This window comes from Streptomyces sp. C (assembly GCF_000158895.1).
Classification (GTDB): Bacteria; Actinomycetota; Actinomycetes; order Streptomycetales; family Streptomycetaceae; genus Streptomyces; species Streptomyces racemochromogenes.
This window is the reverse complement of sequence record NZ_GG657750.1, coordinates 1293561-1317820: the sequence shown is the minus strand read 5'-3', so window position 1 is coordinate 1317820 and position 24260 is coordinate 1293561. Positions and strand designations below refer to the sequence as shown.

Annotated in this window: 25 protein-coding genes and 2 pseudogenes; 14 read left to right on the top strand and 13 right to left on the bottom strand. The window is 75.1% G+C overall.

The genetic code is table 11. From position 1 onward, the window contains the following. The first annotated feature begins 51 nt into the window (after positions 1–51). Positions 52–720, top strand: a complete 669-nt coding sequence (locus SSNG_RS05765; RefSeq protein WP_042803005.1) for a uracil-DNA glycosylase — start codon at positions 52–54, stop codon at positions 718–720. A 134-nt stretch (positions 721–854) separates the two neighbouring features. Then, positions 855–1340, top strand: a complete 486-nt coding sequence (locus SSNG_RS05760; protein ID WP_050779839.1) for a hypothetical protein — start codon at positions 855–857, stop codon at positions 1338–1340. 57 nt (positions 1341–1397) lie between these two features. On the opposite strand, the gene SSNG_RS05755 is transcribed toward SSNG_RS05760, so the two are convergent. Then, positions 1398–1946: a hypothetical protein gene (locus SSNG_RS05755; RefSeq protein WP_241694999.1), complete on the bottom strand. Its 549-nt coding sequence runs from the start codon at positions 1944–1946 to the stop codon at positions 1398–1400. 108 nt (positions 1947–2054) lie between these two features. Continuing rightward, a complete protein-coding gene (locus SSNG_RS05750) occupies positions 2055–2576 on the bottom strand; it encodes a DinB family protein (RefSeq protein WP_007262863.1) in 522 nt (173 codons plus the stop codon). An 84-nt stretch (positions 2577–2660) separates the two neighbouring features. Here SSNG_RS05750 and SSNG_RS05745 point away from each other — a divergent pair, with 84 nt between their 5' ends. Then, a complete protein-coding gene (locus tag SSNG_RS05745; RefSeq protein WP_042800587.1) occupies positions 2661–3572 on the top strand; it encodes a Gfo/Idh/MocA family oxidoreductase in 912 nt (303 codons plus the stop codon). Here SSNG_RS05745 and lnt read toward each other — a convergent pair. The 5 genes from lnt to SSNG_RS05725 all read right to left on the bottom strand — a co-directional run bounded on the left by lnt (position 3511) and on the right by SSNG_RS05725 (position 7596). Beyond that, positions 3511–5061, bottom strand: a complete 1551-nt coding sequence (lnt, locus tag SSNG_RS05740; protein WP_007262861.1) for an apolipoprotein N-acyltransferase — start codon at positions 5059–5061, stop codon at positions 3511–3513. The genes SSNG_RS05745 and lnt overlap by 62 nt on opposite strands. A 65-nt stretch (positions 5062–5126) precedes the next feature. Further along, on the bottom strand, positions 5127–5588 hold the full coding sequence (locus SSNG_RS05735) for a nuclear transport factor 2 family protein (RefSeq protein WP_007262860.1): 462 nt from the start codon (positions 5586–5588) through the stop codon (positions 5127–5129). 69 nt (positions 5589–5657) lie between these two features. Next, positions 5658–5804, bottom strand: a complete 147-nt coding sequence (locus SSNG_RS41855; RefSeq protein WP_165364947.1) for a hypothetical protein — start codon at positions 5802–5804, stop codon at positions 5658–5660. Between the two features lie 148 nt (positions 5805–5952). Further along, positions 5953–6831: an undecaprenyl-diphosphate phosphatase gene (locus SSNG_RS05730; protein ID WP_007262859.1), complete on the bottom strand. Its 879-nt coding sequence runs from the start codon at positions 6829–6831 to the stop codon at positions 5953–5955. A gap of 48 nt (positions 6832–6879) precedes the next feature. Continuing rightward, entirely contained in the window at positions 6880–7596 is a 717-nt protein-coding gene (locus tag SSNG_RS05725) for a VTT domain-containing protein (protein ID WP_007262858.1), read from the bottom strand. A 396-nt stretch (positions 7597–7992) separates the two neighbouring features. On the opposite strand from SSNG_RS05725, the gene SSNG_RS41850 reads away from it, so the two are divergent. The 4 genes and pseudogenes from SSNG_RS41850 to SSNG_RS05710 all read left to right on the top strand — a co-directional run bounded on the left by SSNG_RS41850 (position 7993) and on the right by SSNG_RS05710 (position 11204). After that, positions 7993–8136, top strand: a complete 144-nt coding sequence (locus SSNG_RS41850) for a hypothetical protein (protein WP_165364976.1) — start codon at positions 7993–7995, stop codon at positions 8134–8136. 89 nt (positions 8137–8225) lie between these two features. Further along, positions 8226–9407 (top strand): elongation factor Tu, encoded by a 1182-nt coding sequence (gene tuf / locus SSNG_RS05720; protein WP_007262857.1) that lies wholly within the window; start codon positions 8226–8228, stop codon positions 9405–9407. 92 nt (positions 9408–9499) lie between these two features. Beyond that, positions 9500–10342 (top strand): patatin-like phospholipase family protein, encoded by an 843-nt coding sequence (locus SSNG_RS05715; RefSeq protein ID WP_007262856.1) that lies wholly within the window; start codon positions 9500–9502, stop codon positions 10340–10342. A gap of 67 nt (positions 10343–10409) precedes the next feature. After that, positions 10410–11204 (top strand): annotated as a pseudogene (locus SSNG_RS05710) (fused MFS/spermidine synthase). On the opposite strand, the gene SSNG_RS05705 reads toward SSNG_RS05710, so the two are convergent. Both SSNG_RS05705 and SSNG_RS05700 read right to left on the bottom strand, forming a co-directional pair. Further along, the gene (locus tag SSNG_RS05705) at positions 11191–12492 is read right to left on the bottom strand and encodes an MFS transporter (RefSeq protein WP_007262854.1); all 1302 of its coding nucleotides are present in this window, start codon (positions 12490–12492) and stop codon (positions 11191–11193) included. The pseudogene SSNG_RS05710 and the gene SSNG_RS05705 overlap by 14 nt on opposite strands. A 123-nt stretch (positions 12493–12615) precedes the next feature. Beyond that, entirely contained in the window at positions 12616–13659 is a 1044-nt protein-coding gene (locus SSNG_RS05700; protein ID WP_007262853.1) for a hypothetical protein, read from the bottom strand. A gap of 111 nt (positions 13660–13770) precedes the next feature. Here SSNG_RS05700 and SSNG_RS05695 point away from each other — a divergent pair, with 111 nt between their 5' ends. Both SSNG_RS05695 and SSNG_RS05690 read left to right on the top strand, forming a co-directional pair. Next, a complete protein-coding gene (locus SSNG_RS05695; protein WP_042800586.1) occupies positions 13771–14208 on the top strand; it encodes a DUF4442 domain-containing protein in 438 nt (145 codons plus the stop codon). A 254-nt stretch (positions 14209–14462) separates the two neighbouring features. Further along, a complete protein-coding gene (locus tag SSNG_RS05690; protein WP_007262851.1) occupies positions 14463–15131 on the top strand; it encodes a DedA family protein in 669 nt (222 codons plus the stop codon). Between the two features lie 27 nt (positions 15132–15158). Here the strand turns inward: SSNG_RS05690 and SSNG_RS05685 are convergent, their stop codons facing one another. Further along, complete coding sequence (locus tag SSNG_RS05685) at positions 15159–15734, bottom strand: gamma carbonic anhydrase family protein (RefSeq protein WP_007262850.1); 576 nt, start codon at positions 15732–15734, stop codon at positions 15159–15161. 145 nt (positions 15735–15879) lie between these two features. Between SSNG_RS05685 and SSNG_RS05680 the strand changes: the two genes are divergently transcribed. After that, positions 15880–16626 (top strand): acyltransferase, encoded by a 747-nt coding sequence (locus tag SSNG_RS05680; RefSeq protein WP_007262849.1) that lies wholly within the window; start codon positions 15880–15882, stop codon positions 16624–16626. 225 nt (positions 16627–16851) lie between these two features. On the opposite strand, the pseudogene SSNG_RS39160 reads toward SSNG_RS05680, so the two are convergent. Then, positions 16852–17719: pseudogene (locus tag SSNG_RS39160) on the bottom strand (DMT family transporter). A gap of 109 nt (positions 17720–17828) precedes the next feature. Here SSNG_RS39160 and SSNG_RS05670 point away from each other — a divergent pair. After that, a complete protein-coding gene (locus SSNG_RS05670) occupies positions 17829–18422 on the top strand; it encodes an XRE family transcriptional regulator (protein WP_042800584.1) in 594 nt (197 codons plus the stop codon). Positions 18423–18426: 4 nt separating this feature from the next. On the opposite strand, the gene SSNG_RS05665 is transcribed toward SSNG_RS05670, so the two are convergent. Continuing rightward, positions 18427–18831, bottom strand: coding sequence for a CoA-binding protein (locus tag SSNG_RS05665; protein WP_007262846.1), 405 nt, complete (start codon positions 18829–18831; stop codon positions 18427–18429). A gap of 116 nt (positions 18832–18947) precedes the next feature. Between SSNG_RS05665 and SSNG_RS05660 the strand changes: the two genes are divergently transcribed. Beyond that, positions 18948–19577: a YigZ family protein gene (locus SSNG_RS05660; protein WP_007262845.1), complete on the top strand. Its 630-nt coding sequence runs from the start codon at positions 18948–18950 to the stop codon at positions 19575–19577. Here the strand turns inward: SSNG_RS05660 and SSNG_RS43525 are convergent. Beyond that, positions 19562–20326, bottom strand: a complete 765-nt coding sequence (locus SSNG_RS43525) for a vanadium-dependent haloperoxidase (RefSeq protein ID WP_241694998.1) — start codon at positions 20324–20326, stop codon at positions 19562–19564. The genes SSNG_RS05660 and SSNG_RS43525 overlap by 16 nt on opposite strands. A gap of 755 nt (positions 20327–21081) precedes the next feature. On the opposite strand from SSNG_RS43525, the gene SSNG_RS05650 reads away from it, so the two are divergent. Beyond that, complete coding sequence (locus SSNG_RS05650; protein WP_007262843.1) at positions 21082–22248, top strand: exonuclease SbcCD subunit D; 1167 nt, start codon at positions 21082–21084, stop codon at positions 22246–22248. Continuing rightward, on the top strand, positions 22245–24260 hold a 2016-nt coding region (locus tag SSNG_RS05645; RefSeq protein WP_007262842.1), incomplete at its 3' end, for an SMC family ATPase. The genes SSNG_RS05650 and SSNG_RS05645, both read left to right, overlap by 4 nt.

The following is a 24260-nucleotide window of genomic DNA, read 5'->3' as shown; positions in this document are numbered from 1 at the left end:
GGTTCGTATCAGTTGCACGAACTTGTACCGGAGGTTGTCGACGTGACCCAGATGCTGCCCGAGTCCTGGCTCCCCGTCCTCGGCGGGGAGCTGGACCAGCCCTACTTCAGGGAACTCACCGAGTTCGTCGAGAAGGAGCGGGCGAACGGGCCGGTCTACCCGCCCCGCGAGCAGGTCTTCGCGGCTCTGGAGGCCACGCCGTTCGACAAGGTGAAGGTCCTGGTCCTCGGCCAGGACCCCTACCACGGCGCCGGCCAGGGACACGGCCTGTGCTTCTCCGTGCAGCCCGGGGTCAAGACCCCGCCCTCGCTGCGCAACATCTACAAGGAGATGAAGGAGGAGCTCGGCCTGCCGGTCCCGGACAACGGGTACCTGATGCCGTGGGCCGAGCAGGGCGTCCTGCTCCTCAACGCCGTCCTCACCGTCCGCGAGGCCGAGCCCAACTCCCACAAGGGCAAGGGCTGGGAGAAGTTCACCGACGCCGTGATCCGCGCCGTGTCCGAGCGCCCCGACCCGGTCGTCTTCGTCCTCTGGGGCGCCTACGCCCAGAAGAAGATCCCGCTCATCGACGGGGAGCGCCACGTGATCGTCAAGGGCGCCCACCCCTCGCCGCTGTCGGCGAAGAAGTTCTTCGGCTCCCGGCCCTTCACGCAGATCAACGAGGCCGTCGCCGCCCAGGGCCATGAGCCGATCGACTGGCGGATCCCGGACCTGGGCTGACACCACCCCGCGCCTCGGCGCCAGAGCCGGTGCCTCCGGCTAGCGTCTTGACGACCGGACCGGAGCGGGTCCGGCGGAGCGAGCCGGAGGCCCCGTTGAGGGAGCAGCAGCAGGAGGCGTCGGAGGACGCCGTCATGACCAGGATCGGCCAGGCCGTCATCCTGCTGCACGCCGGGGACCGCGAGGAGGCCCGCAACCGGCTCGGCGAGATCTGGTCCGAGATCGGCGCGGACGGCGATTCCCTCCACCGCTGCACCCTCGCGCACTACCTGGCCGACGCCCAGGACGACCCCGCCGATGAACTGGCCTGGGACCTGCGGGCGCTGACCGCCGCCGACGGCCTCGGCGAACGGCTCGGGGAGGCCCTGCCCGGGCCGGCCGAGCCGCACCCGGCCGTGCGGGTGTTCTACCCGTCGCTGCACCTCAGCCTCGCCGCCGACTACGCCAAGCTGCGCCGGCCCGCCGAGGCCCGGGTCCACCTCGCGCGGGCCCGGGCGGCCACCGGAGCGCTGTCCGACGACGGGTACGGGAACGGCGTGCGGGCCGCCATCGCCCGCCTGGAGCGCCGACTGGCGGCGGAGGCGGGCCCGGGCCCCGGACCGTTCCCCGAGCAGTCGTAGGGCCGCCACGGGTGCTGCGTCCGCCCCCGGGTGTGCGTACGGCCGCTCCGCCCGTCTTCAGCCGGCCCCGGCGCCCTCGACGCCCGCGCAGATGCGGGCCTCCGGGCCGTCCGGGTCCCAGTCCCCGTGCCGGCGGCCCAGCGCGCACACGTCCGCCGGCCTGACCGGCAGCTCCCGCGCCAGGCCGGGCGGCAGCTCGGCGTGCCGCCCCGAGCCGTGCGCACGCCCCTGCGGGCCCCGCTCGCCGTGCCCGCCCGGCTCCGCCGGCACCGGGACGTCGCTCACCCCGGCGGCAGCCCCCACCGCCTCCCCGTCCCCGGTGCGCGGTCCGGGCACCGCGCGCGCCGCGCCCCGGCCGGCCGCCGTCGGGGCGGACGGGCGCACGCCCTCCCGGGGCACCGCCTTCAGCGCCTCCAGGGCGGGCGCCTGGACGACCACGGGCAGTGCCCCCGGCCCGCCGCGCGGCTCGTGCCGGGGCGGCGGGCCGCCGGCGGGGGCCGCCGCCGGGACCGGCTGGGCGGGGTTGACGTTCACGCAGCCGGAGACGGCCGAGACGGCACAGGCGGCGCCGAGGAGCAGTTTCGTCGAGGTTCGGGTTGGGTGCACCCGCGCAACTCTGCTGTGCGAGCACCCCGTTGTGAAAACCCTGGGCCGATATTCACCCCGCACGGGTGACGGGGAGGGGGTGTCCGGCGGACACCGGCCCGGGCCCGGCTACTCGCCGGTGGCGCCGTCGATGTGCTCGCGCAGCAGGTCCGCGTGCCCGTTGTGCCGGGCGTACTCCTCGATCATGTGGGTGTAGATCCAGCGCAGGCTGAAGACCTCACCGCGGTGGTGGCTCTCGGCGTCCGACAGCGCCTCCAGGGAGCGGTCCGCGGCCGCCTGCCGGGCCAGTTCGACCTCGGTCCGCCAGACCTGCTCGGCATCGGCCCAGGTGTCCGCCTCGGTGAAGTGGAAGTCCCCGTCCCGGTTTTCCCGGGTGCTGTACAGGTCGGGCAGGTCCGCGCCGAGGGCGATCTCCCGGAACCAGTACCGCTCCACCTCCGCCATGTGCCGCACCAGGCCCATCAGGCTCAGCGCGGAGGGGGCGAGCGGCGTCAGGCGCAGCTGCTCCTCGGACAGGCCCTCGCACTTCCAGGCGAGGGTGGAGCGGTGGTAGTCGAGCCAGCCGTCCAGCATCTCCCGCTCGCCGGCGGTGGTGGAGGGTTCGGGGCGGTGTGATCCGTTGGAGGTCATGGTCCACATCCTGGACGAACGCGCCCCCTCCCACCAGGGATTAAGCTGCCGCTGTCCCATACGGCACATACCAGGAGGCTCCCGGTGAAGGTCGGCGTCATCGGACTCGGCGACATCGCGCAGAAGGCGTACCTGCCCGTCCTCGGCACCCGTCCCGGGATCGAGCTGCACCTGCAGACCCGAACCCCGGCCACCCTCGAACGGATCGGCGACGTCCACCGCGTACCGCGCGAGCGCCGCCACACCACGCTGGACTCCCTGCTCGCCGAAGGCCTCGACGCCGCCTTCGTGCACGCCCCCACGGACAGCCACCCGGTGATCGTGGAGCGGCTGCTGGAGGCGGGCGTGGCCACCTACGTGGACAAGCCGCTGGCCTACGAACTGGCCGACTCGCGGCGCCTGGTGGAACGCGCCGAGGAGCTCGGGGTCAGCCTCTTCGTCGGCTTCAACCGCCGCCACGCGCCCGGCTACACGCTGTGCGCCGACCACCCGCGCGACCTGATCGTCATGCAGAAGAACCGGGTCGGTCTGCCCGAGGACCCCCGCACCCTGGTGCTGGACGACTTCATCCACGTCGTCGACACCCTGCGCTTCCTGCTGCCCGGCGAGGCCGACCACGTCGACGTCCGGGCCGTGGTGCGCGAGGGGCTGATGTCCCAGGTGGTGCTCCAGATGTCCGGCGAGGGCTTCACCGCCCTGGGGATCATGAACCGGCGGTCCGGATCCGCCGAGGAGGTCCTGGAGGTGTCCGGCCAGGACTCCAAGCGCCAGGTGTTCAACCTCGCAGAGGTCGTCGACCACCGGGGCCAGCCCACCGTGCGCCGGCGCGGGGACTGGGTCTCCGTCGCCCGCCAGCGAGGTATCGAGCAGGCCGTGGACACCTTCCTGGAGGCCGTGGAGAGCGGCAAGGTGCTCAACGCGCGGGACGCCCTGCTCACCCACGAGCTGTGCGAGCGGGTGGTGCTGACGGCTCTGGAGCAGGCCTCCCGGGCCTGACCCCGACCGCCCGCACCCCGCCGGCCGCGCAGTACAGGCCCAGCGCGGCCAGGGCGGCGCCGGCGGGCCAGTTCCCGAAGCGGACGAAGGGGGTCGTGCCCCGGGCGAGCGGCACCTCGTACACGGCCGCCGTGCTCGCCGTGGTGGGCAGGGCGGGCCCGACCCGGCCGCCCGAGGGCCCGTACACGGCGCTCACGCCCGTCAGGGTCGCGTGCACCACCGGGCGGCCCGTCTCGGCGGCGCGCAGGGCCGCCAGGGAGGCGTGCTGGGCCGGGGCCCAGCTGTCCTGGAAGGTCGAGGTCGCCGACTGCGCGACCAGCACCCCGGCCCCCTCGCGGACCAGGTGCCGGCTCATGTCGGGGAAGGCCGACTCGAAGCACACCAGCGGGCCCAGCCGTATCCCGCCGGCCAGGCCCATCACCACCGGGGCCGCGCCGCGCATCCGGTCCTCGCCCGCCGCCTTGCCGACCGAGGTGGCCCAGCCCAGCACCGAGCGGGCCGGCACGTACTCGCCGAAGGGGACCAGCCGCATCTTGTCGTACCGGTCGCCGGTGGGCCCCTCCGGGCCGACCAGCACCGAACTCTTGTAGATCCCGGGCCGGTCCGAGCGCCGGGCGTCCACGTTGACCAGCAGCGGGGCGCCGAGCTCCGCCGACAGGGCCGCCAGCCGCCGCGACAGGTCGGCCCGCGCCGCCAGGTCCGCGCCGACACTGCTCTCGCCCCACACCACCAGGTCGGGGTGCGTCCCCGCCAGGCCCCGCGTGAGGCGCTCCTCGACGTCGAAGCGCCGCTCCGCACCGTCCTCCCCGCCCACCGGGCCGGGCTGTACGACGGCCACCCGCAGCCCGCCCGACACCTCGGGCCGCGGCAGCCAGAGCCACACCACCCCGGTCAGCACCGCGCACCCCGCCACCGACGCCACCGCCGCAACCCGCGCCCCCGGCACCGCCACCAGCAGCACCACCGCACAGTTCACCGCCACCACCAGCAGGCTCACCAGCCACACCCCGCCCACCGAGGCCAGCCGCAGCGCGGGCGGCACCTGCCACTGACTGGCCCCGAGCAGCCCCCACGGCCCGCCCAGCCCCTGCCAGGACCGGGCCAGCTCCGACAGCAGCCAGCCCGCCGGTACGAGGACCAGCCCGGCCGCCGCCCGGCGCGGGCCCGGCACCCCGCCGAGCAGCTCCCGCACCAGCAGCGCCCAGGGGATCCAGAGCAGCCCCAGCAGCACGGCGAGGGGGACCAGGAACACGTGCAAGCTCGGCAGCAGCCAGTGGTGCACCGCCACGATGAACCCGGCACCTCCCAGCCAGCCCTCCAGCGCGGCGCGCCGCCCGGTGGGGGCGGAGCGCAGCAGCAGCATCCAGGGCACGAGGACGACGTACGCGGACCACCACAGCCCCGGCGCCGGGAAGGCGAGGCAGGGCAGCGCGCCGGCGGCGACCGCGGCCGCCGCACGCCACCGCCGGGTCCGCTTCGCGAGCAGCATGACGCGCCTCCGCTTCCAGTGTGGGACCGCCCCCGGCCGGGCGCGGCCCGGGGCCCAGGGGTGGCTCAGGCCGACATGTGGCGCCACTTCTCGTGGACCGTGACCCCCGTCAGCCGCCAGCCGTCCGGGGTGCGGGCGAGGGCGAAGGAGTAGCGCCCGGCGGCGACGAAGTTGGGGGCCGTGCCCGTGTCGTCGGGGCCGGCCAGCCGCATCGGGTTCAGGAAGTCCGCCCGGACCCCCGCCGAATCCCCGGGCCAGCCGCCCCGGTCCTCCAGCCGGATCACCCGGTTGACGATCAGGTGCTGGCGCACCGGGAAGAGCTTCATGGTCTCCGCGAGCCAGTCGGCGACCTCCGCCGCCGGGCCCTCGACCCCGCCCGCCGAGCTGTAGTCGGCCCGTCCGGACGGCGTGAACAGGGCGCGGTAGGCGGCCCAGTCCCCGTCGTCCACGGCCACCGCGTACCCCGAGACCACCTCGTCGATGGCGAGACGGTCCATCACCGTCGCAAGGTCCACACGCTGCGTCATCGGGTCAGTGTGGGGCTGCGGGGCGGCGAGGCCAAGGGGCGTGCGGCCACTGGCCCGCACAGCCCGGAGTCAGTGACCGGAAATGGCCTCCCGCTGCCGGATCACGACCAGGAACGCGTCGGTGGCCAGGTCCATCACCACCTCCGCCGGCACGCCCTCGCGCATCCGCTGCGCCGCGTACTCCTCCGCGGGCCAGCTCCCCCGCGGACTTCCCAAACGGGAAACGCTCCAGTACCACGCGGCCCATGGGACACCCCCTGCTGTTCGGTTCCAGGCCTCTGCGGGGACAACGACGCAGGGGCCGCCCGGGAACGTTCCCGGGCGGCCCCCGCGTCGAGTTCCGGCCATGGTCCGGCCGGCCGGGCTAGGAGCCCGACTCGCCCGCGTGCGGGCTGAGCACGTCGGTGCCGATGAGCACGAACAGCGCGATGCCGAGCAGGATCCGGTAGATCACGAACGGCATGAAGCTCTTGGTGGAGATGAACTTCATGAACCACGCGATGACCGCGTAGCCGACGAAGAAGGCGAGCACCGTGGCGAAGACCGTCGGTCCCCAGTAGATGTGTCCGGGGTTCTCGACCACGTCCTTGATCTCGAACGCGCCGGAGGCCAGCACCGCCGGGATGGCCAGGAGGAAGGAGTAGCGCGCCGCCGCCTCGCGGGTGAAGCCCAGCAGCAGGCCGCCGGAGATCGTCGCACCGGACCGGGAGACGCCCGGGACCAGCGCCATCGCCTGGCACAGGCCGAAGATCAGGCCGTCCTTGACGCCCAGTTCCCCCAGCGTCTTGCGCTGCTTGACCACGCGGTGCCGGCCGCCCTCCTCGTCGCGCGAGGCCAGCCAGTCGGCGAAGCCGAGGACCAGGCCCATCACGATCAGGGTGGTCGCGGTCAGCCGCAGGTCACGCGCAGGGCCGGTGATCTGGTCCTTGAACGCCACGCCGAGGACGCCGATCGGGATCGAGCCGACGATGACCAGCCAGCCCATCTTGGCGTCCTGCTCGGAGCGCAGCGACTTGGTGAACAGGGAGCGGAACCAGGTGGAGATGATCCGGCCGATGTCCTTGCGGAAGTAGATCAGCACGGCGGCCTCGGTGCCGATCTGGGTGATGGCCGTGAAGGCCGCACCCGGATCGTGCCAGCCCGCGAAAGCCGCGGTCAGCCGCAGGTGGGCGCTGGAGGAGATCGGGAGGAACTCCGTGAGCCCTTGGACGAGACCGAGGATTAGGGATTCGAACCAGCTCATGTCGGTGTGCGCTCGTCCTTGTGATCGTCGGGCAGTTCGGGTCCGATGCTAGGGCCCGTGGGGAGCGGCCGTGACCACTGGGGGGTGCCCGGGGGCGGGCTCGGCGCCGGCGGCGGGTGCGAGGCGGTGCCGCTTGCGCCAGGCGACCGCCGCCGCGACCGCCCCGGAGACCGCGATGAAGCCGAACGAGACCAGGAACGCGGGGGATCCGGGGGAGGAGGCGCTGGCTCCGGCGATCACGTACGCGGCGGTGTTGGGCACCGTACCGAGCGCCGTCGCGAGGAGGAAGGGGAACCAGCCGCAGCGGGAGACGGCGGCGAGGTAGTTGGCCGCGGCGAAGGGCACCCCGGGGAAGATCCGCACCGCCAGCACCGAGCGGAAGCCGTGCCGGCTGAGCTGCCCGTCGGCCGCCTCCAGCCAGCGCCCGCGCAGATACGGACGCAACGCCTCCTGCCCCATGACCCGGCCCAGCCCGAAGGCGAGCCCCGCCCCGACCACGGTGCCGCCGACCGCGGCCACCAGCCCGAACTGGGACCCGAAGACCGCCCCGGCGGCGAGGTTGAGCAGCGGCCGGGGCACGAACGCGGCCGTGCACACGCCGTACGCAGCCGCGAACAGCAGCACTCCCGTGCCCACCGGCAGCCCCGGCGGCCAGCCCTGCGACAGCAGCCGCTGGGGCTCGTAGAGCAGGACGCAGACCCCGGCCGCGACCAGCAGCACGAGGAGCAGCGCCAGCCGCGCCATCGGCGCGAGGAGGAGGGACATCCGGGGAGACTAACCGACACATATGGCGCCCCGCCGTAATCCAGGCCTCATCGGTCCCTACTCCCGGCATACGCCCGGCCCACCCAGACGCGCCCGGGCCACATCCGGGAACGCTCCGGCCGGCCCGGGCCACATCCGGGACCGCCCCCGGCGCCCCCGGCCCTCATCCGGTACCCCCGGCGCGCCCCGGCCTCATCCGGGCCCCCCGGCGCGCCCGGTCCTCATCCCGGGTCGCTCCGGCCCGCCCCGGCCACATCCGGGACCGCCCCGGCGCCGCCGCGGGCCGCGGCGGACGGCTGCCGGCGCCCGGCCGGACGGCGTCCCGGCCCCGCGCCGGGTGCGGCCGCCGCGGTAAATCGTTCGACGCCGGCCGCGCCCTCCGGCAGGATCTGCGGCATGTCCCGGTACGCCTTCCCCGCAGCGCCGTCCGCAGTCGCGGACGCGCCGAAGGCTGCCGTCCTCGCCTCCTCCTCGGCCGTCGCCCTCGCAGAGGCCTTCGCCGCAGCGGCACTCGCCGCCTTCGACGGCGCACGAAGCTGACCCTTCCCGGATCGTCCGGCGGACCCCGCAGGGGGAGGGTCGGCCGAATCCAGGGGTCCCGATCCAGCTTCGAGCCACGGGAAGAGATCATGGCCAAGACGGCCTTCACCCGCACCAAGCCGCACCTCAACATCGGCACCATGGGCCACGTCGACCACGGCAAGACCACTCTCACCGCCGCCATCACCAAGGTCCTCGCCGAGCGCGGCGGCGCCTCCTTCGTGCCGTTCGACCGCATCGACCGGGCCCCCGAGGAGGCCCGCCGCGGCATCACGATCAACCTCACGCACGTCGAGTACGAGACCGACACCCGGCACTACGCCCACGTCGACATGCCCGGCCACGCCGACTACATCAAGAACATGGTCACCGGCGCGGCCCAGCTCGACGGGGCGATCCTCGTCGTCTCCGCCCTCGACGGGGTCATGCCCCAGACCGCCGAGCACGTCCTGCTCGCCCGCCAGGTCGGCGTGGACCACATCGTGGTGGCCCTCAACAAGGCCGACGCCGGCGACCCCGAGCTGACCGACCTGGTCGAGCTGGAGGTCCGCGACCTGCTCTCCGCGCACGGCTACGGCGGGGACTCCGCGCCGGTCGTACGGGTCTCCGGGCTCGGCGCGCTGGAGGGCGACCCGCAGTGGACCGGGGCGATCGAGGCGCTGCTCGACGCGGTGGACACGTACGTGCCCATGCCGGTGCGGTACACCGACGCGCCGTTCCTGCTGCCGGTCGAGAACGTCCTGACCATCACGGGCCGGGGCACCGTCGTCACCGGCGCCGTCGAGCGCGGCACCGTGCGGCCCGGCGACCGGGTCAGCGTCCTCGGGGGCGACGGGGAGCCCGTCGAGACCGTGGTCACCGGCCTGGAGACCTTCGGCAAGCCGATGGAGTCCGCCGAGGCGGGTGACAACGTCGCGCTGCTGCTGCGCGGGGTGCACCGCGACGGCGTGCGCCGCGGAGACGTCGTCGCGGCGCCCGGCAGCGTGGCGCCGCGCCGGCGCTTCACCGCGCGGGTGTACGTCCTCTCCGCCCGCGAGGGCGGGCGGACGACGCCCGTCTCGACCGGCTACCGGCCGCAGTTCTACGTCCGGACCGCCGACGTCGTCGGAGACGTGGACCTGGGCGCGGCGGGCGCCGCCCGGCCGGGGGAGACGGTCGAGATGACCGTCGAGCTGGGCCGGGACGTGCCCCTGGAGGCCGGGCTCGGCTTCGCCATCCGCGAGGGCGGCCGCACGGTCGGCGCGGGGACGGTGACCGAGGTCCTCGGGTAGCCCCGGCCGTGGTGGCGGCGGTCCGGCTTTGCGAGACTGCCGTCACCGTCACCGCCACCGGCGGGCGCGGACGCGAGGGAAGAGGGGACGACATGGGCGACGGAACCGCACTGGTGCTCGGCGGCGGAGGCCTGACCGGCGTCGGCTGGGAGTCCGGGATCCTGTACGGGCTCGCCCGGGCGGGCGTCGACCTGACCACCGCCGACCTGGTCGTCGGCACCTCGGCCGGCTCCGTGGTCGGCGCCCAGCTCACCGCGGGCCTCACCGCCCGCGAACTGTACGAGCGCCAGCTCGGCGACGCGTCCGCGGAGCGCCCCGCCCGCCTCGGCGCCGGGGTCTTCGCCCGGCACGCCCTCGCGATGGTGCGGTCCCGGGACGCCGCCGCGTACCGCCGCCGCGTCGGCGCCTTCGCCCTGGCCGCGGAGACCGGGGCGGAGGCGGCACGGCGCGAGGTGCTGGCGGCCCGGCTCGTGTCGCACGAGTGGCCCGAGCGGCGGCTCGTCGTCACCGCCGTCGACGCGCTCAGCGGGGCGCCCGCCGACTTCGACCGGGAGAGCGGGGCCGGGCTCGTCGACGCCGTCGCCGCGAGCTGCGCCGTACCGGGCGTCTGGCCGCCGGTGACGGTCGGCGGGCGCCGCTTCATCGACGGCGGGGTCCGCTCGGCGACCAACGCCGACCTCGCCGCCGGATACGCGCGCGTGGTGATCCTCGCCCCGATCGCGCTCGGAACCACCCTGGTCCCCTCGCCCGCCTCCCAGGCGGCCCGGCTGCGGGCGGCCGGCGCCCGGGTGCTGCTGATCACCCCGTCCCCGGCGGCCCGCAAGGCCTTCGGGCGCAACGTCCTGGACCCCGCGCGGCGCGACCCCGCCGCCCGGGCCGGGCTCGCGCAGGCCGCCGGGCACGCGGCCGACGCGGCGGCCGTCTGGGCGGCCTGACAATGGTGGGGTGAGCGACGAACAGATCCCGGTGGTCCGGGAAGTGGGCCAGGGCACCGCCAAGCTGATGCCGGACGTGGACCGGGAGCGGGCCTGGCTGCTCACCGTGGACGGGGGCGCCGCAGTCGTACGTCGACCTCGACGAGCCCGAGCACCTGGAGTTCGAGTACGTACGCCCGCCTCGCGCACGTCCTGGACAGCGCGGCGGAGCCGGGGGGCCGCCCTGGACCTGCTGCACCTGGGCGGGGGCGCGCTCACCCTCCCGCGCTACGCCGCGGCCGTCCGCCCGGGGTCCCGGCAGGACGTGGTCGAGTTCGACGCCGCCCTCGTGGAGCTGGTGGAACAGCACCTGCCGCTGGCCGCCGGGGCCCGGGTGACGGTGCACGCCGCCGACGCGCGGGCCTGGCTGGAGGCCGCCCCGGAGGCGAGCGCCGACGTGCTGGTCGCCGACGTGTTCGGGGGCTCGCGGGTGCCGGCCCAGCTGACCTCGGTGGAGTACGCGCGGCAGGCGGCGCGGGTGCTGAGGCCCGGCGGGCTGTACGCGGCGAACCTGGCCGACGGGGCGCCGTTCGGCTTCCTCAAGGCCCAGCTGGCCAACTTCGCGGCCGCCTTCGCGGAGCTGGCCCTGATAGCCGAGCCCGGGGTGCTGCGCGGGCGCCGCTTCGGGAACGCGGTGCTGCTCGCCTCGGACGCCCCGCTGCCGCTGGCCGCGCTGGCCCGGCGGTGCGCCGCCGACGCCTTCCCCGCCCGGGTGGAGTCGGGGGAGGGGCTCGCCCGGTTCATGCGCGGGGCGCGTCCGGTCGCCGACGCGGACGCGGTCTCCTCGCCGGCCCCGCCGGAGGGGGCCTTCAGCCTGGGGTGACCCCGACCGCCCCCGCGGCCTCCGCGGGGGCCGGGGCGGAACCCTTCACCGGCGGGGGCTTGCGGGTGATCCGGCGTACCTCGGGGACGAACAGGACCAGAGCGGTGGCGGCGACCACCAGCCCCGCGCAGCCCCACAGGGCCTGGGTGCGGCCGAAGGCGGTCTCGGCGGGGCCGGCCAGGGCGGTGGCCAGCGGCAGCATGGACACCGAGCCGAACCAGTCGTAGGCGGAGACCCGGGAGAACTTCTCCTCGGGTATCTCCTGGTGCATGGTGGTCATCCAGTTCACGCCGAACACCTCGATGGCGGTGCCGCTGAAGAACATCACCGCGCACAGCCCCCAGACCGGCAGCGGCACCGCCAGTCCCGCCGACGGCAGCGCCAGCGGGAACACGCACAGCGTGCCGACCAGCAGCAGCCGCCGCGGCTTCCACGCCATCATCAGGACCGCTCCGGCGATGGTGCCCGCGCCGAAGAAGGCCAGGGCCACGCCCCACGGCGCGGGACCGCCCAGCCGGTCGCGGGCGACGAGGGGCCCGTACACCGCCTCCGCCGCCCCCACGACGGCGACGACCACGGAGAACTGGAGCACGATGCTCCACAGCCAGGGCCGGGTCCGGAACTCCACCCAGCCCTCGCGCAGGTCGGCCAGCAGGCCCCCGCCGGGGCCCCGCCGGGTGGTGGGGCCGACGTCGAGGAAGGCGCGCAGGGCGCCCGCGACCGCGAAGGCCGCCGCGTCCACGGCCAGGACCCAGCCGGGGCCGATCGCGGCGATCAGCGCCCCGCCGAGGGCCGCGCCGCCGATGCCGGCGCCGTTCATGGCCATGCGGAAGAGGGCGAAGGCCCGGTTGGCGTGCTCGCCGGAGACGCTGGACAGGAGCATGCCCTCGGCGGCGGGGTTGAAGAAGGCGGTGCCGGTGCCGCAGAGCGCGGTCAGCAGCATCATCTGCCACAGCTTCGGTTCGCCGGCGAGCACGAGTACGGCGAAGGCCGCCTGCGAGACGCAGTTGAGGGCGTTGGCCGCGACCATCACGCGGTGCCGCGGCAGCCGGTCGGCGAGCGCCCCGCCGACGAGCAGGAAGAGGACGAGGGGCAGCGTACGGGCGGCGGCGACGAGGCCGACGTCGGCGCCGCTGCCGCCCGCTTCGAGCACGGCGAAGGAGGCCGCGATGAGCGCCCCGTGGCTGCCCAGGTTGGTGACGACCGCGGCGCCCGTCAGGAGGCTGTAGTTGCGTCCGGCCCAGGCGGGTCGGCGGCGGGGGGTCCGGAGGACGGTGTGGGGGCTCACCCCGGGACTATCCCCTGCCCCGGGCCGGGAATCCAAACGAAATAACGGAAAACGGATGACCGGCCCGGGGATCGTGCGGATCGTGCGGGGTCGTCGGCCCGGGAGGGCCGGGGGCCGCCCGGGTCAGCCGCCGCTGAGGCGGACCGAGCTCAGGATCTTGTCCTGGGTCGCCTGGTCGACCTCGCCGGGGACGCCGGCGGCGCCGTAGAGGACCCAGCTGGCGAAGTCACCCTTGGAGTTCTTGAAGCTGAAGGCGATGCTCTTGCCGTCCGAGGAGCACTTGTTCTCCTTGGGGACCCCGCTCACGGTCGCCGTCGCGACGTGCCCCTTGAGGCCGGAGAGGGTGGTGTACTCCTTCGACTCGGAGATCTTCACCATCTCCTTGGGCAGCTTCTGCGAATACCCGGCGAACACCCACGTGCCCGCCTCGCTGTGCGCCGCCCCGGCGGTGTCCTTGGCGCCCTGGCCGCCCTTGGTGCCGGTGCCGGCCAGGGAGGTGCTCTCCTCGCGCCCGTCCTTGTTGGAGTCCACCTTGCACCAGTCCTCCTTGAAGTAGGCGGGTGCGGAGAACGTGACGAGCGGGGAGCCGTCCTTCTTCTCTTCGTCCTCGAAGCCGGCGATCATGCCGGAGCCCAGCACGTTCCACTCCGGCGGGACGTCGAAGGCGGTGCCGTGCTTCGGGTTGATGACCACCTTCCAGCCCGGGATCACCGGCTTCACGTCGCCGCCCGCGCGCGGGTTGCCGCCGCTCGGGGGCGCCGCCGGCGCGACCGGGGCGACCGGTGCGGGGGAGGAGGCGGCCGGCTTGTCGTCGGCCCGGTTGGCGCCCTCGTCGTCCCGGGTGAGCACGAAGGCGGCGGTGGCGGCGGCCGTCACCACGACCGCGGAGGCCGCGACGATGGCCACGGTGCGGGTGGAGAAGGGGCTCCCGCCGGACGGCCGCACGGGGGGCTGCTGCTGGGTGGGGTTGCCCCACGGCTGGACCGGCGGCGGGGTCTGGTAGCCGCCCGCCTGCGGGTATCCGTAGCCGGGCTGCTGCTCGCCGAATCCCGGCTGGGGCTGCTGCTGGTACGGGTTCGGCTGTCCCGGCTGCTGCTGGTACGGGTTCTGACGCGGGTCCTGGGGGTTCTGCTCTCCCCCGGGCTGCTGCTGCTGTCCTGGCCACATGGCCGGTAACCATAGTGGGAGCGGCTGACAGGAGCCACGTCCGCCCCCCGTCAGGCTCTGGCCAACTCCATCTACTCGTGGGTAACATCGCGTGCCATGAGCGCAGAACAGATGAACGTGGGCGAACTGCTCGCCCAGACGGTGCCGATGGCCCGCACCCTGAACCTGGAGTTCCTGGAGACCACCCCGGAGCGCGCCGTCGTCCGCCTTCCGGACCAGCCCGACTTCCACAACCACGTCGGCGGCCCGCACGCCGGCGCCATGTTCACCCTGGCCGAGTCCGCCAGCGGCGCCATCGTCCTGGCCGCCTTCGGCGACCAGCTCTCGCGCGCCGTGCCGCTCGCCGTGAAGGCCGAGATCGGCTACAAGAAGCTCGCCAAGGGCGTCGTCACCGCCACCGCCACCCTCGGCCGCCCGGCCGCCGACGTCGTGGCCGAGCTCGACGCGGGCGGCCGCCCCGAGTTCCCCGTCACCATCGCCATCCAGCGCGAGGACGAGGCCGTCACCGGCGAGATGACGGTCGTCTGGACGCTGCGCCCGAACGCGTAGGACACCCCGCGCGGCGCGTCACGCCGCGAACCGGGCCCGGGAGCGGCACAGTGGGGGGCGGGAGCGGTCCGGCGCGGGCCGCTCCCGCCGTGCTGTCCGGAGCCGGGACCGGCGCGCCGCCGGAACCCCGGGCGTTCGCCGGTCGTTCGTCCCGAGAGCGCCCGCTGTGGACGAAGGGCGTCCCGGGGAGCGGATAGGCTGCCCGTTCGGCGTGTCTCGGGGGCGCGCCGGAGGCGACGAGGGAGGACGTACCGGTGCACATCCAGGAATGGCTGGAGGAGATCCCGGCGATCAGTGTCTATCTCCTGGTGGGACTGGTCATCGGGCTGGAGAGCCTGGGCATCCCGCTCCCGGGCGAGATCATCCTCGTCAGCTCGGCCCTGCTCGCCTCGCAGCACGGGCACATCGACCCCGTGGTCCTCGGCCTGTGCGCGATCGCGGGCGCCATCATCGGCGACTCCATCGGGTACGCCATCGGCCGCCGCGGCGGCAAGCCGCTGCTGGAGAAACTCGGCAGGCGGTTCCCCAAGCACTTCGGGCCCGACCAGGTGGCCATGGCCGAGCGCTCCTTCGACCGCTGGGGCATGTGGGCCGTCTTCTTCGGGCGCTTCGTCGCCCTCCTGCGCATCTTCGCCGGCCCGCTGGCCGGCGTGCTGCGGATGCCCTACTGGCGCTTCCTCGTCGCCAACGTCCTCGGCGGCATCCTCTGGGCCGGCGGCACCACCGCCGTCATCTACTACGTCGGCATCGTCGCCGAGCCCTGGCTGAAGCGGTTCTCCTGGCTGGCCCTGGTCGTGGCCCTGCTGATCGGACTCACCGTGACCCTGGTCCTGCGCAGCCGGATGAAGAAGGCGGCCGCCGAGGCCCGCGCGGCCGAGCCCTCGCCGCAGCCGGCCACCGCCCCGGCGGGCGCCTCGGACTGACGCCGAGGCCCCCGGCCGGCCGGACGGTCAGACGCCGGGGGCCACCGAGGCGCGGTGCTGCTCCGCCAGCTCCGTGTACATCGCGGCGTTCACCCTGATCCCCTCGCGCTCCTCGTCGGTGAGCTCGCGCCGCACCTTGGCCGGCACGCCCGCGACCAGGGAGCCGGGCGGGACCACCATGCCCTGCGGCACCAGGGCCTGCGCGGCCACCAGCGAACCCGCCCCGATCACGGCGCCGTTCAGCACGGTCGCGCCCATCCCGATCAGGCAGTCGTCCTCGACGGTGCAGCCGTGCACCACCGCGTTGTGCCCGATGGAGACGCGCTCGCCGATGGACACCGGGAAGCCGGGGTCCACGTGGACCGTGCAGTTGTCCTGCACGTTGCTGTCCGCGCCCAGCGTGATCGGGCCGCAGTCGCCGCGCAGCACCGCCGAGTACCAGATGCTCGCGCCGGCGCCGAGCGTGACGTCGCCGACGACCACGGAGGTCGGGGCGGTGAAGGCCGTCGGGTCCACCGACGGCTTCCGGTCGCCGACGCCCGCGATGAGAGCCCCCTGGTGCGCCTGGTGCGCCTGGTTCGCCTGGTTCGGCTGATGGGTCATGGTCACTTCCCTCGTGTGATTCCGGCTGGTTCCGGATGCCGCGCCACGTGCACCGTAGGGCACGGGACGCCGTCGCCCCGCGATGGGGTGAAGATCACAGGATCCGGGTCCCGACGTCCGGCGCGGGGCGCACTACCGTGGCCGGGTGCCGAAGAACCAGAACACGTTCTCATCCCTGGCGGCCCTGCGCGGCCGCGTCGCCAGCCGCGCGGTGCACGCCGGCTGGCGCTGGATGCAGCGGGCCGGTGCGGTCACCCCCGAACACCCCGGCCGGCTGCGCTTCGGCGCGATCGGCGAGGGCACCCGCCTCGCCTTCCCCCAGGGCACCGTCTTCGGCGAGCGCTGGATCCGGCTGGGCGGCCACTGCATCATCGCCGAGCAGGTCACCCTGACCGCCGGGATGATGCCGGACCTCGACCTCGGAGCCGAGCCGGTACTGGTGCTGGGCGACGGGGTGGTCCTCGGCCGGGGCAGCCACGTCATCGCCGACGCCCGGATCACCATCGGCAACGACACCTTCTGCGGGCCGGGGGTGTACATCACCTCCACCAACCACAGCTACGACGACCCGCACGAGCCCGTCGGACGGCAGTGGCCCCGCAGTGCCCCGGTGGAGATCGGGCCGGGCTGCTGGCTGGGCACGGGAGCGGTGATCCTGCCCGGCGCGAAGCTGGGCCGCAACGTCGTCGTGGCCGCGGGGGCCGTCGTACGGGGCGAGGTGCCGGACCACGCCGTGGTGGCCGGGGCGCCGGCCAGGATCGTGCGGCGCTGGGAGCCGGAGACCGGCTGGCAGCCGCCGCTGCGCACGCCCGCGCCGGTGCCGATCCCCGACGGGATGACGCCCGAGCAGCTGCGCGGGCTGGCCCTGCTGGCGGAGGCGGAGCAGTCCTGAGCCGGCGCGGTGCCGGCGGGTGACGGTCCCCCGACCGGCGGCGGTCGCGGCCGGACGGGAGACCCCGCCGGTGGCGTCCGGATCGCCGGCGGTGGTCCGGACCGGCGGTGGTCTGGGCCGGACGTGGTCCTGGCCGGTGGTGGTCCGGGCGGGTGGTGGTCCGGGCGGGACGCGGTCCGGGCCGGTGGTGGCCCCGACTGGCGGTGGGGTGCCGGGCCGGCGGTCTCAGCCTGCGGCGAGCAGGACGGTGCCCGCCAGAGCCAGGCCCGCGCCCGCCGCCTGGACGCTGCGCTGCGCGCTCCTTGAGCACGGCGAACGCGGCGTACACGGTCACCACCGGGTAGAGCGAGGACAGGACGGCAGTCATAGTACCGGGGCCGTTCTGGGCGGCGATGGAGTAGGTGCCGTTGGCCGCGACGTCGGCGAGGCCCACGAAGGCCAGGGCGGGCAGCATGCTCCACAGCACCCGCGGCCCGGTGCCCTCCGGCAGCGCCGGGACGCCGCGCCGGGTCTGCGCGAGCAGGGCGACGCCGCCGACGGCGACGTTGGTGACCCGCTGGACGAACAGGGCGAGGAAGAGCCCGGTCAGGGTGGTGGAGGCCTCGGCGATCAGGGCCATGACCGCGCCGAAGCCGAAGGCCGCGACGAGGGTCAGCACCACCGCCCGCCGCTGCACGGGGGCGCCGCGCAGCTCGGGGCCGCCGGCCAGGATGATGCCGACGACGGCCACGGCGATGCCCGCGAACTGGCCCGGGCCCGGCCGCTCGCCCACGGCCAGCCCCACCCCGACCGGCACGACCACCCCGAGGGAGCCGAGCGGGGAGACCACGCCCATCGGCCCGAGGGCCAGGGCCTTGTAGAAGGCGAGCATCGCGGCCGGCCCGACCAGGCCGGCGGCCACCGCGAACCACAGCTGGGGTCCCGCCTCGCTCCAGGCGCCGGTGCCGAGCACGACCGCGCCGAGCACGACGACCGCGGCGACCTGCGAGACCACCAGCACCGTGAGCGCCGGTATCCGCCGGGTCAGCAGCCCGCCGCCGAAGTCTGCGAGGCCCCACAGGACGGCTGTGGCCAGGGCGAAGAGGGCGGTCATGACAGGGGGCCTCGCAGTACAGTGCGGTGAACGGTGGAGTGCAGCATCGAATACACCGCAGGTTAGTTCAGTCTGTTGGACTGTGTCATCCAAAATATTGGACGGAATGGTGTCGGACCTCGAACAGCTCACCCAGGCGCTCGCCCGCAACCTCAAGCGGTGGCGCGGCGAACGCGGCTTCACGCTCGACGCCCTGGCCGCCCGCGCGGGCGTCAGCCGCGGCATGATCATCCAGATCGAGCAGGCCCGTACGAACCCCAGCGTGGGCACCACGGTCAAGCTGGCCGACGCGCTCGGGGTCAGCATCACCACCCTCCTCGACCACGACCGGGGACCGCAGGCCCGCGTGGTGCTGCCGGGACAGGGGGTGCGGATGTGGTCGAACGGGGAGGGCAGCGAGGCGCACATGCTGCTCGGCGACGACCGGCGCGGGCCCGTGGAGATGTGGACCTACCGCCTGGAGGCCGGGGACGGCACGGCCTCCGACCCGCACCCCGCCGGAACCTTCGAGATGCTCCACGTGACGGAAGGGGAACTGACCCTCGACCTCGCCGACGACCGCTACGTGGTCCCGGCCGGCGGCGCCGTCTCCTTCGAGGCGAACCTCCCGCACGCCTACCGCAACGAGGGCACCGTCCCGATGCTGATGACCATGGCCGTCTCGATCCCTCCGGTCCAGGGCGCCGGCGGCCGCCCGTCCTGACCGGCTACAGGGCGGGGATCTCGATCGCGGGGCAGCGGTCCATCACCATCTCCACCCCCGCCGCACGCGTCCGCGCGAAGGCCGCTTCGTCGACCACGTCCAGCTGGAACCAGACCGCCTCGGCGCCGGCGGCCACCGCGTCGTCGGCGACCCGGCCGGCCAGCGCGCTGTTCACGAAGACGTCCACCACGTCCACCTTGAACGGGATCGCCTCCAGCGAGGGGTACCCCGGCTCGCCGTGCACCGTCTCCGCCTTCGGGTGCACCGGCACCACGCGCTTGCCGTACCGCTGGAGCACCTCCCCCACCCCGTAGGCGGCCCGGTCCCGGTTGTTGGACAGCCCCACCACGGCCCAGGTGTCACCGAGCTCGGTGAGGATCCTGCGGATGGTCGCCTGGTCGCCGTACACGTGCGCCGCCTCCTGCCGTGGCCGCCCGGCGGACTCGTTCCGCCGGACCGTTCGGCAGGATCAACGGCACGGACACCCGTCCGATTCCCCGTTCCGATTCCCCGTAGGGTGGAGCGGTGAAGGCAGACCAGTACGTGACCGTGGCCCGTGAGGGGACGCACGAGGCGGAGATCAACCGCTCGCGGTTCCTGTGTTCGATCGCGCCCGCCGCGACCGAGCAGGAGGCGCAGGAGTTCATCGCCCGCGTCCGCAAGGAGCACCCCACCGCCACGCACAACTGCTACGCCTACGTGATCGGCGCCGACGCCTCCGTCCAGAAGGCCAGCGACGACGGCGAGCCCGGCGGCACCGCCGGCGTGCCCATGCTGCAGATGCTGACCCGGCGCGACGTCCGGTACGCGGTCGCCGTCGTCACCCGCTACTACGGCGGCGTGAAGCTCGGGGCCGGCGGGCTCATCCGGGCCTACGGCGGCGTCGTCGGCGAGGCGCTCGACGCCCTCGGGACCATCACCCGCCACCGCTACCGGCTGGCCACCGTCACCGTCGACCACCAGCGGGCCGGCAAGACCCAGAACGACCTGCGCGCCACCGGCCGCTCCGTGCTGGACGTGCGCTACGGGGAGGCCGTCTCCATCGAGATCGGCCTCCCCGAGGCGGACGTCGACGCCTTCAGGGCCTGGCTCGCCGACGCCACCGCCGGCACCGCCGGCTTCGAGCTCGGCGGCGAGGCCTACGGCGACGGCTGAACCCCGCGCCCGCCTCCGCCGAGCAGCCGGTCGGCGTTGCGCAGGGCGTGACGGGCGACCGCCTCGCCGAGCCGCACGCCCGCCTCGTCGGCGGTACGGGTGTGGATCCCGGACCACACCCGGGCGTCCACGTTGTCCCGGGTGAGCCCGCTCCACGCGGTGTACGTGCGGCGCACCCCCGGCGCGGTCGGGCTGGTGATCTCGAAGGGCGCCGTCACCGGCCCCACCAGCGCGTCCAGCACGGTCTGCGCCGCGCCGGCGTACGTGGCGTGGCCGCTGGGGTAGTCCGGATGGGCCGGCGTCTGGTGCAGGGGCCGCCAGGCCGGGTCGGGGTCGACCGCCCCGGTCCGGATCGCCGTCACCGGCCGCCAGCGGACGTACGTGTACTTGCCGTCGGAGGTCGCGATCTGGGTGTCGACCGAAGCCGCGTGGAAGAGCGCGACCAGCGACGCCCGGTCGGCGGCCGAGCCGTGCGACCGTGCCACGGCCACCCGCAGGGGCTCCGTGAACAGGGTCAGCGAGCCCCCGTACCAGAAGGTGGCCGTCGCGGTCTGGCTCGGCGTGCGCACCGTGCTGTCGGCCGAGCCGTACGCCCGCACCTCCGCCAGGTCGGCCCGGTAGCGGCGGGAGTCCAGCGCGGGCGGCGGCCCCGGCCGGAACTGGTCGGCCCGCTCCAGCAGGAAGGGCCGGCCGAGGCGGTTGCCGTACTGCGCGGCCGGCGCGTAGCCGTCCGGGGTGGGCTGCCACACACCGGGAGCGGGCGGCGGGCACGCTGAACGGGGCGTTGGACGAGGCCGGGTCGAGGCCGTCCCCGGCACGCTCCGCGAGCACCGCGGCGGCCTGCCGGGCCCCGGCGGCCACCCCCCGGTCCTCGGCGGGCCCGTCCGGGATCCCGCCGAGGGTGGCGGCGAGGGCCGCGTCGAGGTCGGCCCTGCGGGACGGGGCGAGCACGACCAGCGCGTCGTGCACGGCGGAGGCGACGGCCGCGTCCTGGAACCGGCCCCGGCCGGAGCCGCCGGGGCCCTCGCGGGCGGCCCGGGCGGCGGCGATCCAGCCGATCGCCCAGGTGCGGCTGTTGGTGATCTGGGCCGGGGCGGCCGCCGCGCCGACCGTCCGCGCGGTGGCGTCGTACCAGTCGAGCACCACCGACCCGGCGACCGGGCCGGAGGACGGGGGCGCCGCGGCCGAGGGCACGGCGGCGGTGAGCGCGAGCAGCGCGGCGGAGCCGGCGGCGAGCAGCGCGGGACGGAGGCGCGGAGGTCCGGAGAGCGGCATGCCGCGAAGCCAACCAGCGGGCCCGCGGGGGCCACAAGTGCCCGGATCCGCCACAGGAGTTCGGCCACGGAGGTTTCGCACCGCCGCCACGCCCCCGCAACACACGGCCCCCTCCGCCCCCGGGAGCGGGCGGATTTCCCGCTCGGGCCGGGGCGCGCCCGCGCACGGGTTAGCCTGGATGGTCGGTGCGGAACCAGAGGAGAGCAAGCGTGCGGGTCGGAGCGGTCGAGTGAAGTTCCTGCACACCTCCGACTGGCACCTCGGCCGGTCCTTCCACCGCGTGAACATGCTCGGAGCCCAGGCCGCCTTCGTGGACCACCTCGTCGAAGCCGTCCGGGAGCACGAGGTCGACGCCGTCCTCGTCGCCGGCGACGTCTACGACCGGGCCGTGCCGCCGCTGCCCGCCGTCGAGCTCTACGACCGGGCCCTGCACCGGCTCGCCGACCTCGGCGTCCCGACGGTGATGATCTCCGGGAACCACGACTCGGCCCGCCGGCTCGGTGTCGGCGCCGGGCTGATCGGCCGGGCCGGGATCCACCTCAGGACCGACCCCGCCGGCTGCGCCGACCCCGTCGTGCTGGCCGACGTACACGGGGACGTGGCCTTCTACGGGCTGCCCTACCTGGAACCGGCGCTGGTCAAGGACGCCTTCGCCGCCGAGAAGGTCAGCCACGAGGCCGTGCTCGGCGCGGCCATGGACCGGATCCGGGCCGACCTGGCCGGCCGCGCCCCCGGCACCCGGTCCGTGGTCCTCGCCCACGCCTTCGTCACCGGCGGGCACTCCAGCGACAGCGAACGCGACATCGCCGTCGGCGGCGTCGAGGCCGTACCCGCCTCCGTCTTCGACGGCGTCGACTACGCAGCCCTCGGCCACCTCCACGGCTGCCAGACGATCAACGAACGGGTCCGCTACTCCGGTTCCCCGCTCGCCTACTCCTTCTCCGAGGCGACCCACCGCAAGACCATGTGGCTGATCGACCTCGGCCCGGCCGGGGAGATCACCGCCGAGCGGATCGACACCCCCGTCCCCCGCCCCCTCGCCCGGCTGCGCGGACGGCTGGAGGACCTCCTGGAGGACCCCGCGCACACCGCGTACGAGGACTCCTGGATCGAGGCCACCCTCACCGACCCCGCCCGCCCCGAGGACCCCATGGCCCGCCTCGCCGCCCGCTTCCCGCACACCCTCAGCCTCGCCTTCGACCCGGAGGGCCGCGACGAGGACGGCAAGGCCTCCTACGCCCAGCGCCTCAAGGGCCGCAGCGACCAGGAGATCGCCGAGGACTTCGTCGCCCACGTACGCGGCGGCGGCAGCGCCGACGAGGCCGAGCGGGCCGTGCTGCGCGGCGCCTTCGAGGCCGTACGGGCCGAGGACGGCCGCCAGGAGGTCGGCCGATGAGGCTGCACCGGCTCCACATCACCGCCTTCGGACCCTTCGCCGAACCCCAGACCATCGACTTCGACGCCCTCTCCGGCGCCGGGATCTTCCTGCTGCACGGCCCCACCGGCGCCGGCAAGACCTCCGTCCTCGACGCCGTCTGCTACGCCCTCTACGGATCCGTCCCCGGCTCCCGCCAGGCCCCCGGCACCACCCTGCGCAGCGACCACGCCGCCCCCGACACCCCCACCGAGGTCACCCTCGAACTCACCGCGGGCGGCCGCCGCCTGGAGATCACCCGGCGCCCCGAACAGGACCGCCCCAAGAAGCGCGGCACCGGCACCACCAAGGACAAGGCCCAGTCCTGGCTCCGCGAGCACACCGGCGACGGCTGGAGCGCGCTCAGCCGCTCCCACCAGGAGATCGGCGAGGAGGTCGAACAGCTCCTCGGCATGAGCCGGGAGCAGTTCTGCCAGGTCGTCCTGCTCCCCCAGGGGGAGTTCGCCCAGTTCCTGCGGGCCGGCGCCGAAGCCCGCGGCCGGCTCCTCGGCCGGCTCTTCGACACCCGCCGCTTCGCCGCCGTCGAGACCCTCCTCGCCGAGCGCCGCCGCGCCGCCGAGGCCAAGGTCCGGGCCGGCGACGAGAAGGTCCTCGCCGCCGCCCAACGCCTCGCGCAGGCCGCCGGGCACAGCGCCGACCTGCGGGCCTGGCCGCTGCCCGGCCACCAGCCCGGCGACCCCGGCCTCGCGGAGGCCGTCCGGGCCTGGGCCGCCGTCGCCCGGTGCTCCGCCCGGGAACGGCTCACCGTCGCCGAGTACGCGCTCGCCGCCGTCGAGGGACGCCACGCCGCAGCCCGGCGCGACGCCGAGGAGGCGCGGGAACTCGCGCGGCTCCAGCACCGCCACGCCGAGACCGCCCGCCGGGCGGAGCTGCTCGCGCAGGCCGCCCCGGAGCGCGAGCGGGTACGGGCCCTGCTGGACCGGGCCCGCCGGGGCGCCCTCGTGGCCCCCGCCCTGGAACTGCGCGGGGCCGCGGCCGCCGCACACCTCACCGCCGCGCACGCCGAGACCCTGGCCCGGGCGGAGCTGCCCCCCGCCCTCGCCGGAGCCGGCACCGAACAGCTCTCCGCCGTCGAGCAGCGCCTGCGCGAGGACCTCGGCGCGGCAGGCGCCGCCCAGCGCGCGGAGCAGCGCAGCGCCGAGATCGGCCGGGAGCGGGCCACGCTGGAGCGGGAGTCCCGGGACGCCGACGAGCGCTACCAGGAGTCCGCGCAGTGGCTCGCCCGCTGGGAGGCCACCCGGGCCGCGCTCCAGGAGAAGGTCGACTCCGCGCAGCAGGCCCTCACCCTCGCCGAGCAGCTGGCGGGGCGGCTGGAGCCCGCCCGGATGCAGCTGACCGCCGCCCGGCGCCGCGACTCCCTCGCCGCCGACGCCGAAGCCGCCGCGGGCGAACTGCTGCGGGCGCGCGAGGAGTCGTCCGCCACCCGGGAGACCTGGCTGGAGCTGAAGGAGGCCCGGCTGCGCGGGATCGCCGCCGAGCTGGCCGGGGCGCTGACCGCCGGGGAGCCCTGCACGGTGTGCGGGTCCGCCGAGCACCCCGCCCCGGCCCGCCCCGCCCCCGGGCACGTCGACCGCGCCGCCGAGGACGCCGCCCACGCCCGCTTCGAGCAGGCCGAGGAGCGCAGGGCCGGCGTCGAGCGGAGGCTCGCCGCCGTCCGGGAGGCCGAGGCCGAGGCCGCCTCCGCCGCCGGGGACGCCACCACCGCCGAACTCCTCGCCCTCACCGCCGACCTGAGTGCCCGCCACGCCGCCGCCCACGCGGACGCCGCCGCGCTCCACACCGCCCGCGAGCGGCTCGCCCGCGCCGAACGGGAGCACCAGGCGCGCAGCTCCGACCGGCTCGAAGCCGAGCGCCGGGCTGCCGCCCGGGCCTCCCGGCGCGAGGCCCTCGACGAGGAGCAGGCCTCCCTCGAAGCCGAACTGGTCCTCGTCCGCGCCGACTCGCCCAGTGTCACTAATCCGCGCCCGCACCCT

Excerpts from the sequence above, each read along its gene's own strand:
- SSNG_RS05765 (WP_042803005.1), top strand. The coding sequence starts at position 52 with ATGCTGCCCGAGTCCTGGCTCCCCGTCCTCGGCGGGGAGCTGGACCAG.
- SSNG_RS05760 (WP_050779839.1), top strand. The coding sequence starts at position 855 with ATGACCAGGATCGGCCAGGCCGTCATCCTGCTGCACGCCGGGGACCGC.
- SSNG_RS05750 (WP_007262863.1), bottom strand. The coding sequence starts at position 2,576 with ATGACCTCCAACGGATCACACCGCCCCGAACCCTCCACCACCGCCGGC.
- lnt (WP_007262861.1), bottom strand. The coding sequence starts at position 5,061 with ATGCTGCTCGCGAAGCGGACCCGGCGGTGGCGTGCGGCGGCCGCGGTC.
- SSNG_RS05735 (WP_007262860.1), bottom strand. The coding sequence starts at position 5,588 with ATGACGCAGCGTGTGGACCTTGCGACGGTGATGGACCGTCTCGCCATC.
- SSNG_RS05730 (WP_007262859.1), bottom strand. The coding sequence starts at position 6,831 with ATGAGCTGGTTCGAATCCCTAATCCTCGGTCTCGTCCAAGGGCTCACG.
- SSNG_RS05725 (WP_007262858.1), bottom strand. The coding sequence starts at position 7,596 with ATGTCCCTCCTCCTCGCGCCGATGGCGCGGCTGGCGCTGCTCCTCGTG.
- SSNG_RS41850 (WP_165364976.1), top strand. The coding sequence starts at position 7,993 with ATGTCCCGGTACGCCTTCCCCGCAGCGCCGTCCGCAGTCGCGGACGCG.
- tuf (WP_007262857.1), top strand. The coding sequence starts at position 8,226 with ATGGCCAAGACGGCCTTCACCCGCACCAAGCCGCACCTCAACATCGGC.
- SSNG_RS05715 (WP_007262856.1), top strand. The coding sequence starts at position 9,500 with ATGGGCGACGGAACCGCACTGGTGCTCGGCGGCGGAGGCCTGACCGGC.
- SSNG_RS05700 (WP_007262853.1), bottom strand. The coding sequence starts at position 13,659 with ATGTGGCCAGGACAGCAGCAGCAGCCCGGGGGAGAGCAGAACCCCCAG.
- SSNG_RS05695 (WP_042800586.1), top strand. The coding sequence starts at position 13,771 with ATGAACGTGGGCGAACTGCTCGCCCAGACGGTGCCGATGGCCCGCACC.
- SSNG_RS05685 (WP_007262850.1), bottom strand. The coding sequence starts at position 15,734 with ATGACCCATCAGCCGAACCAGGCGAACCAGGCGCACCAGGCGCACCAG.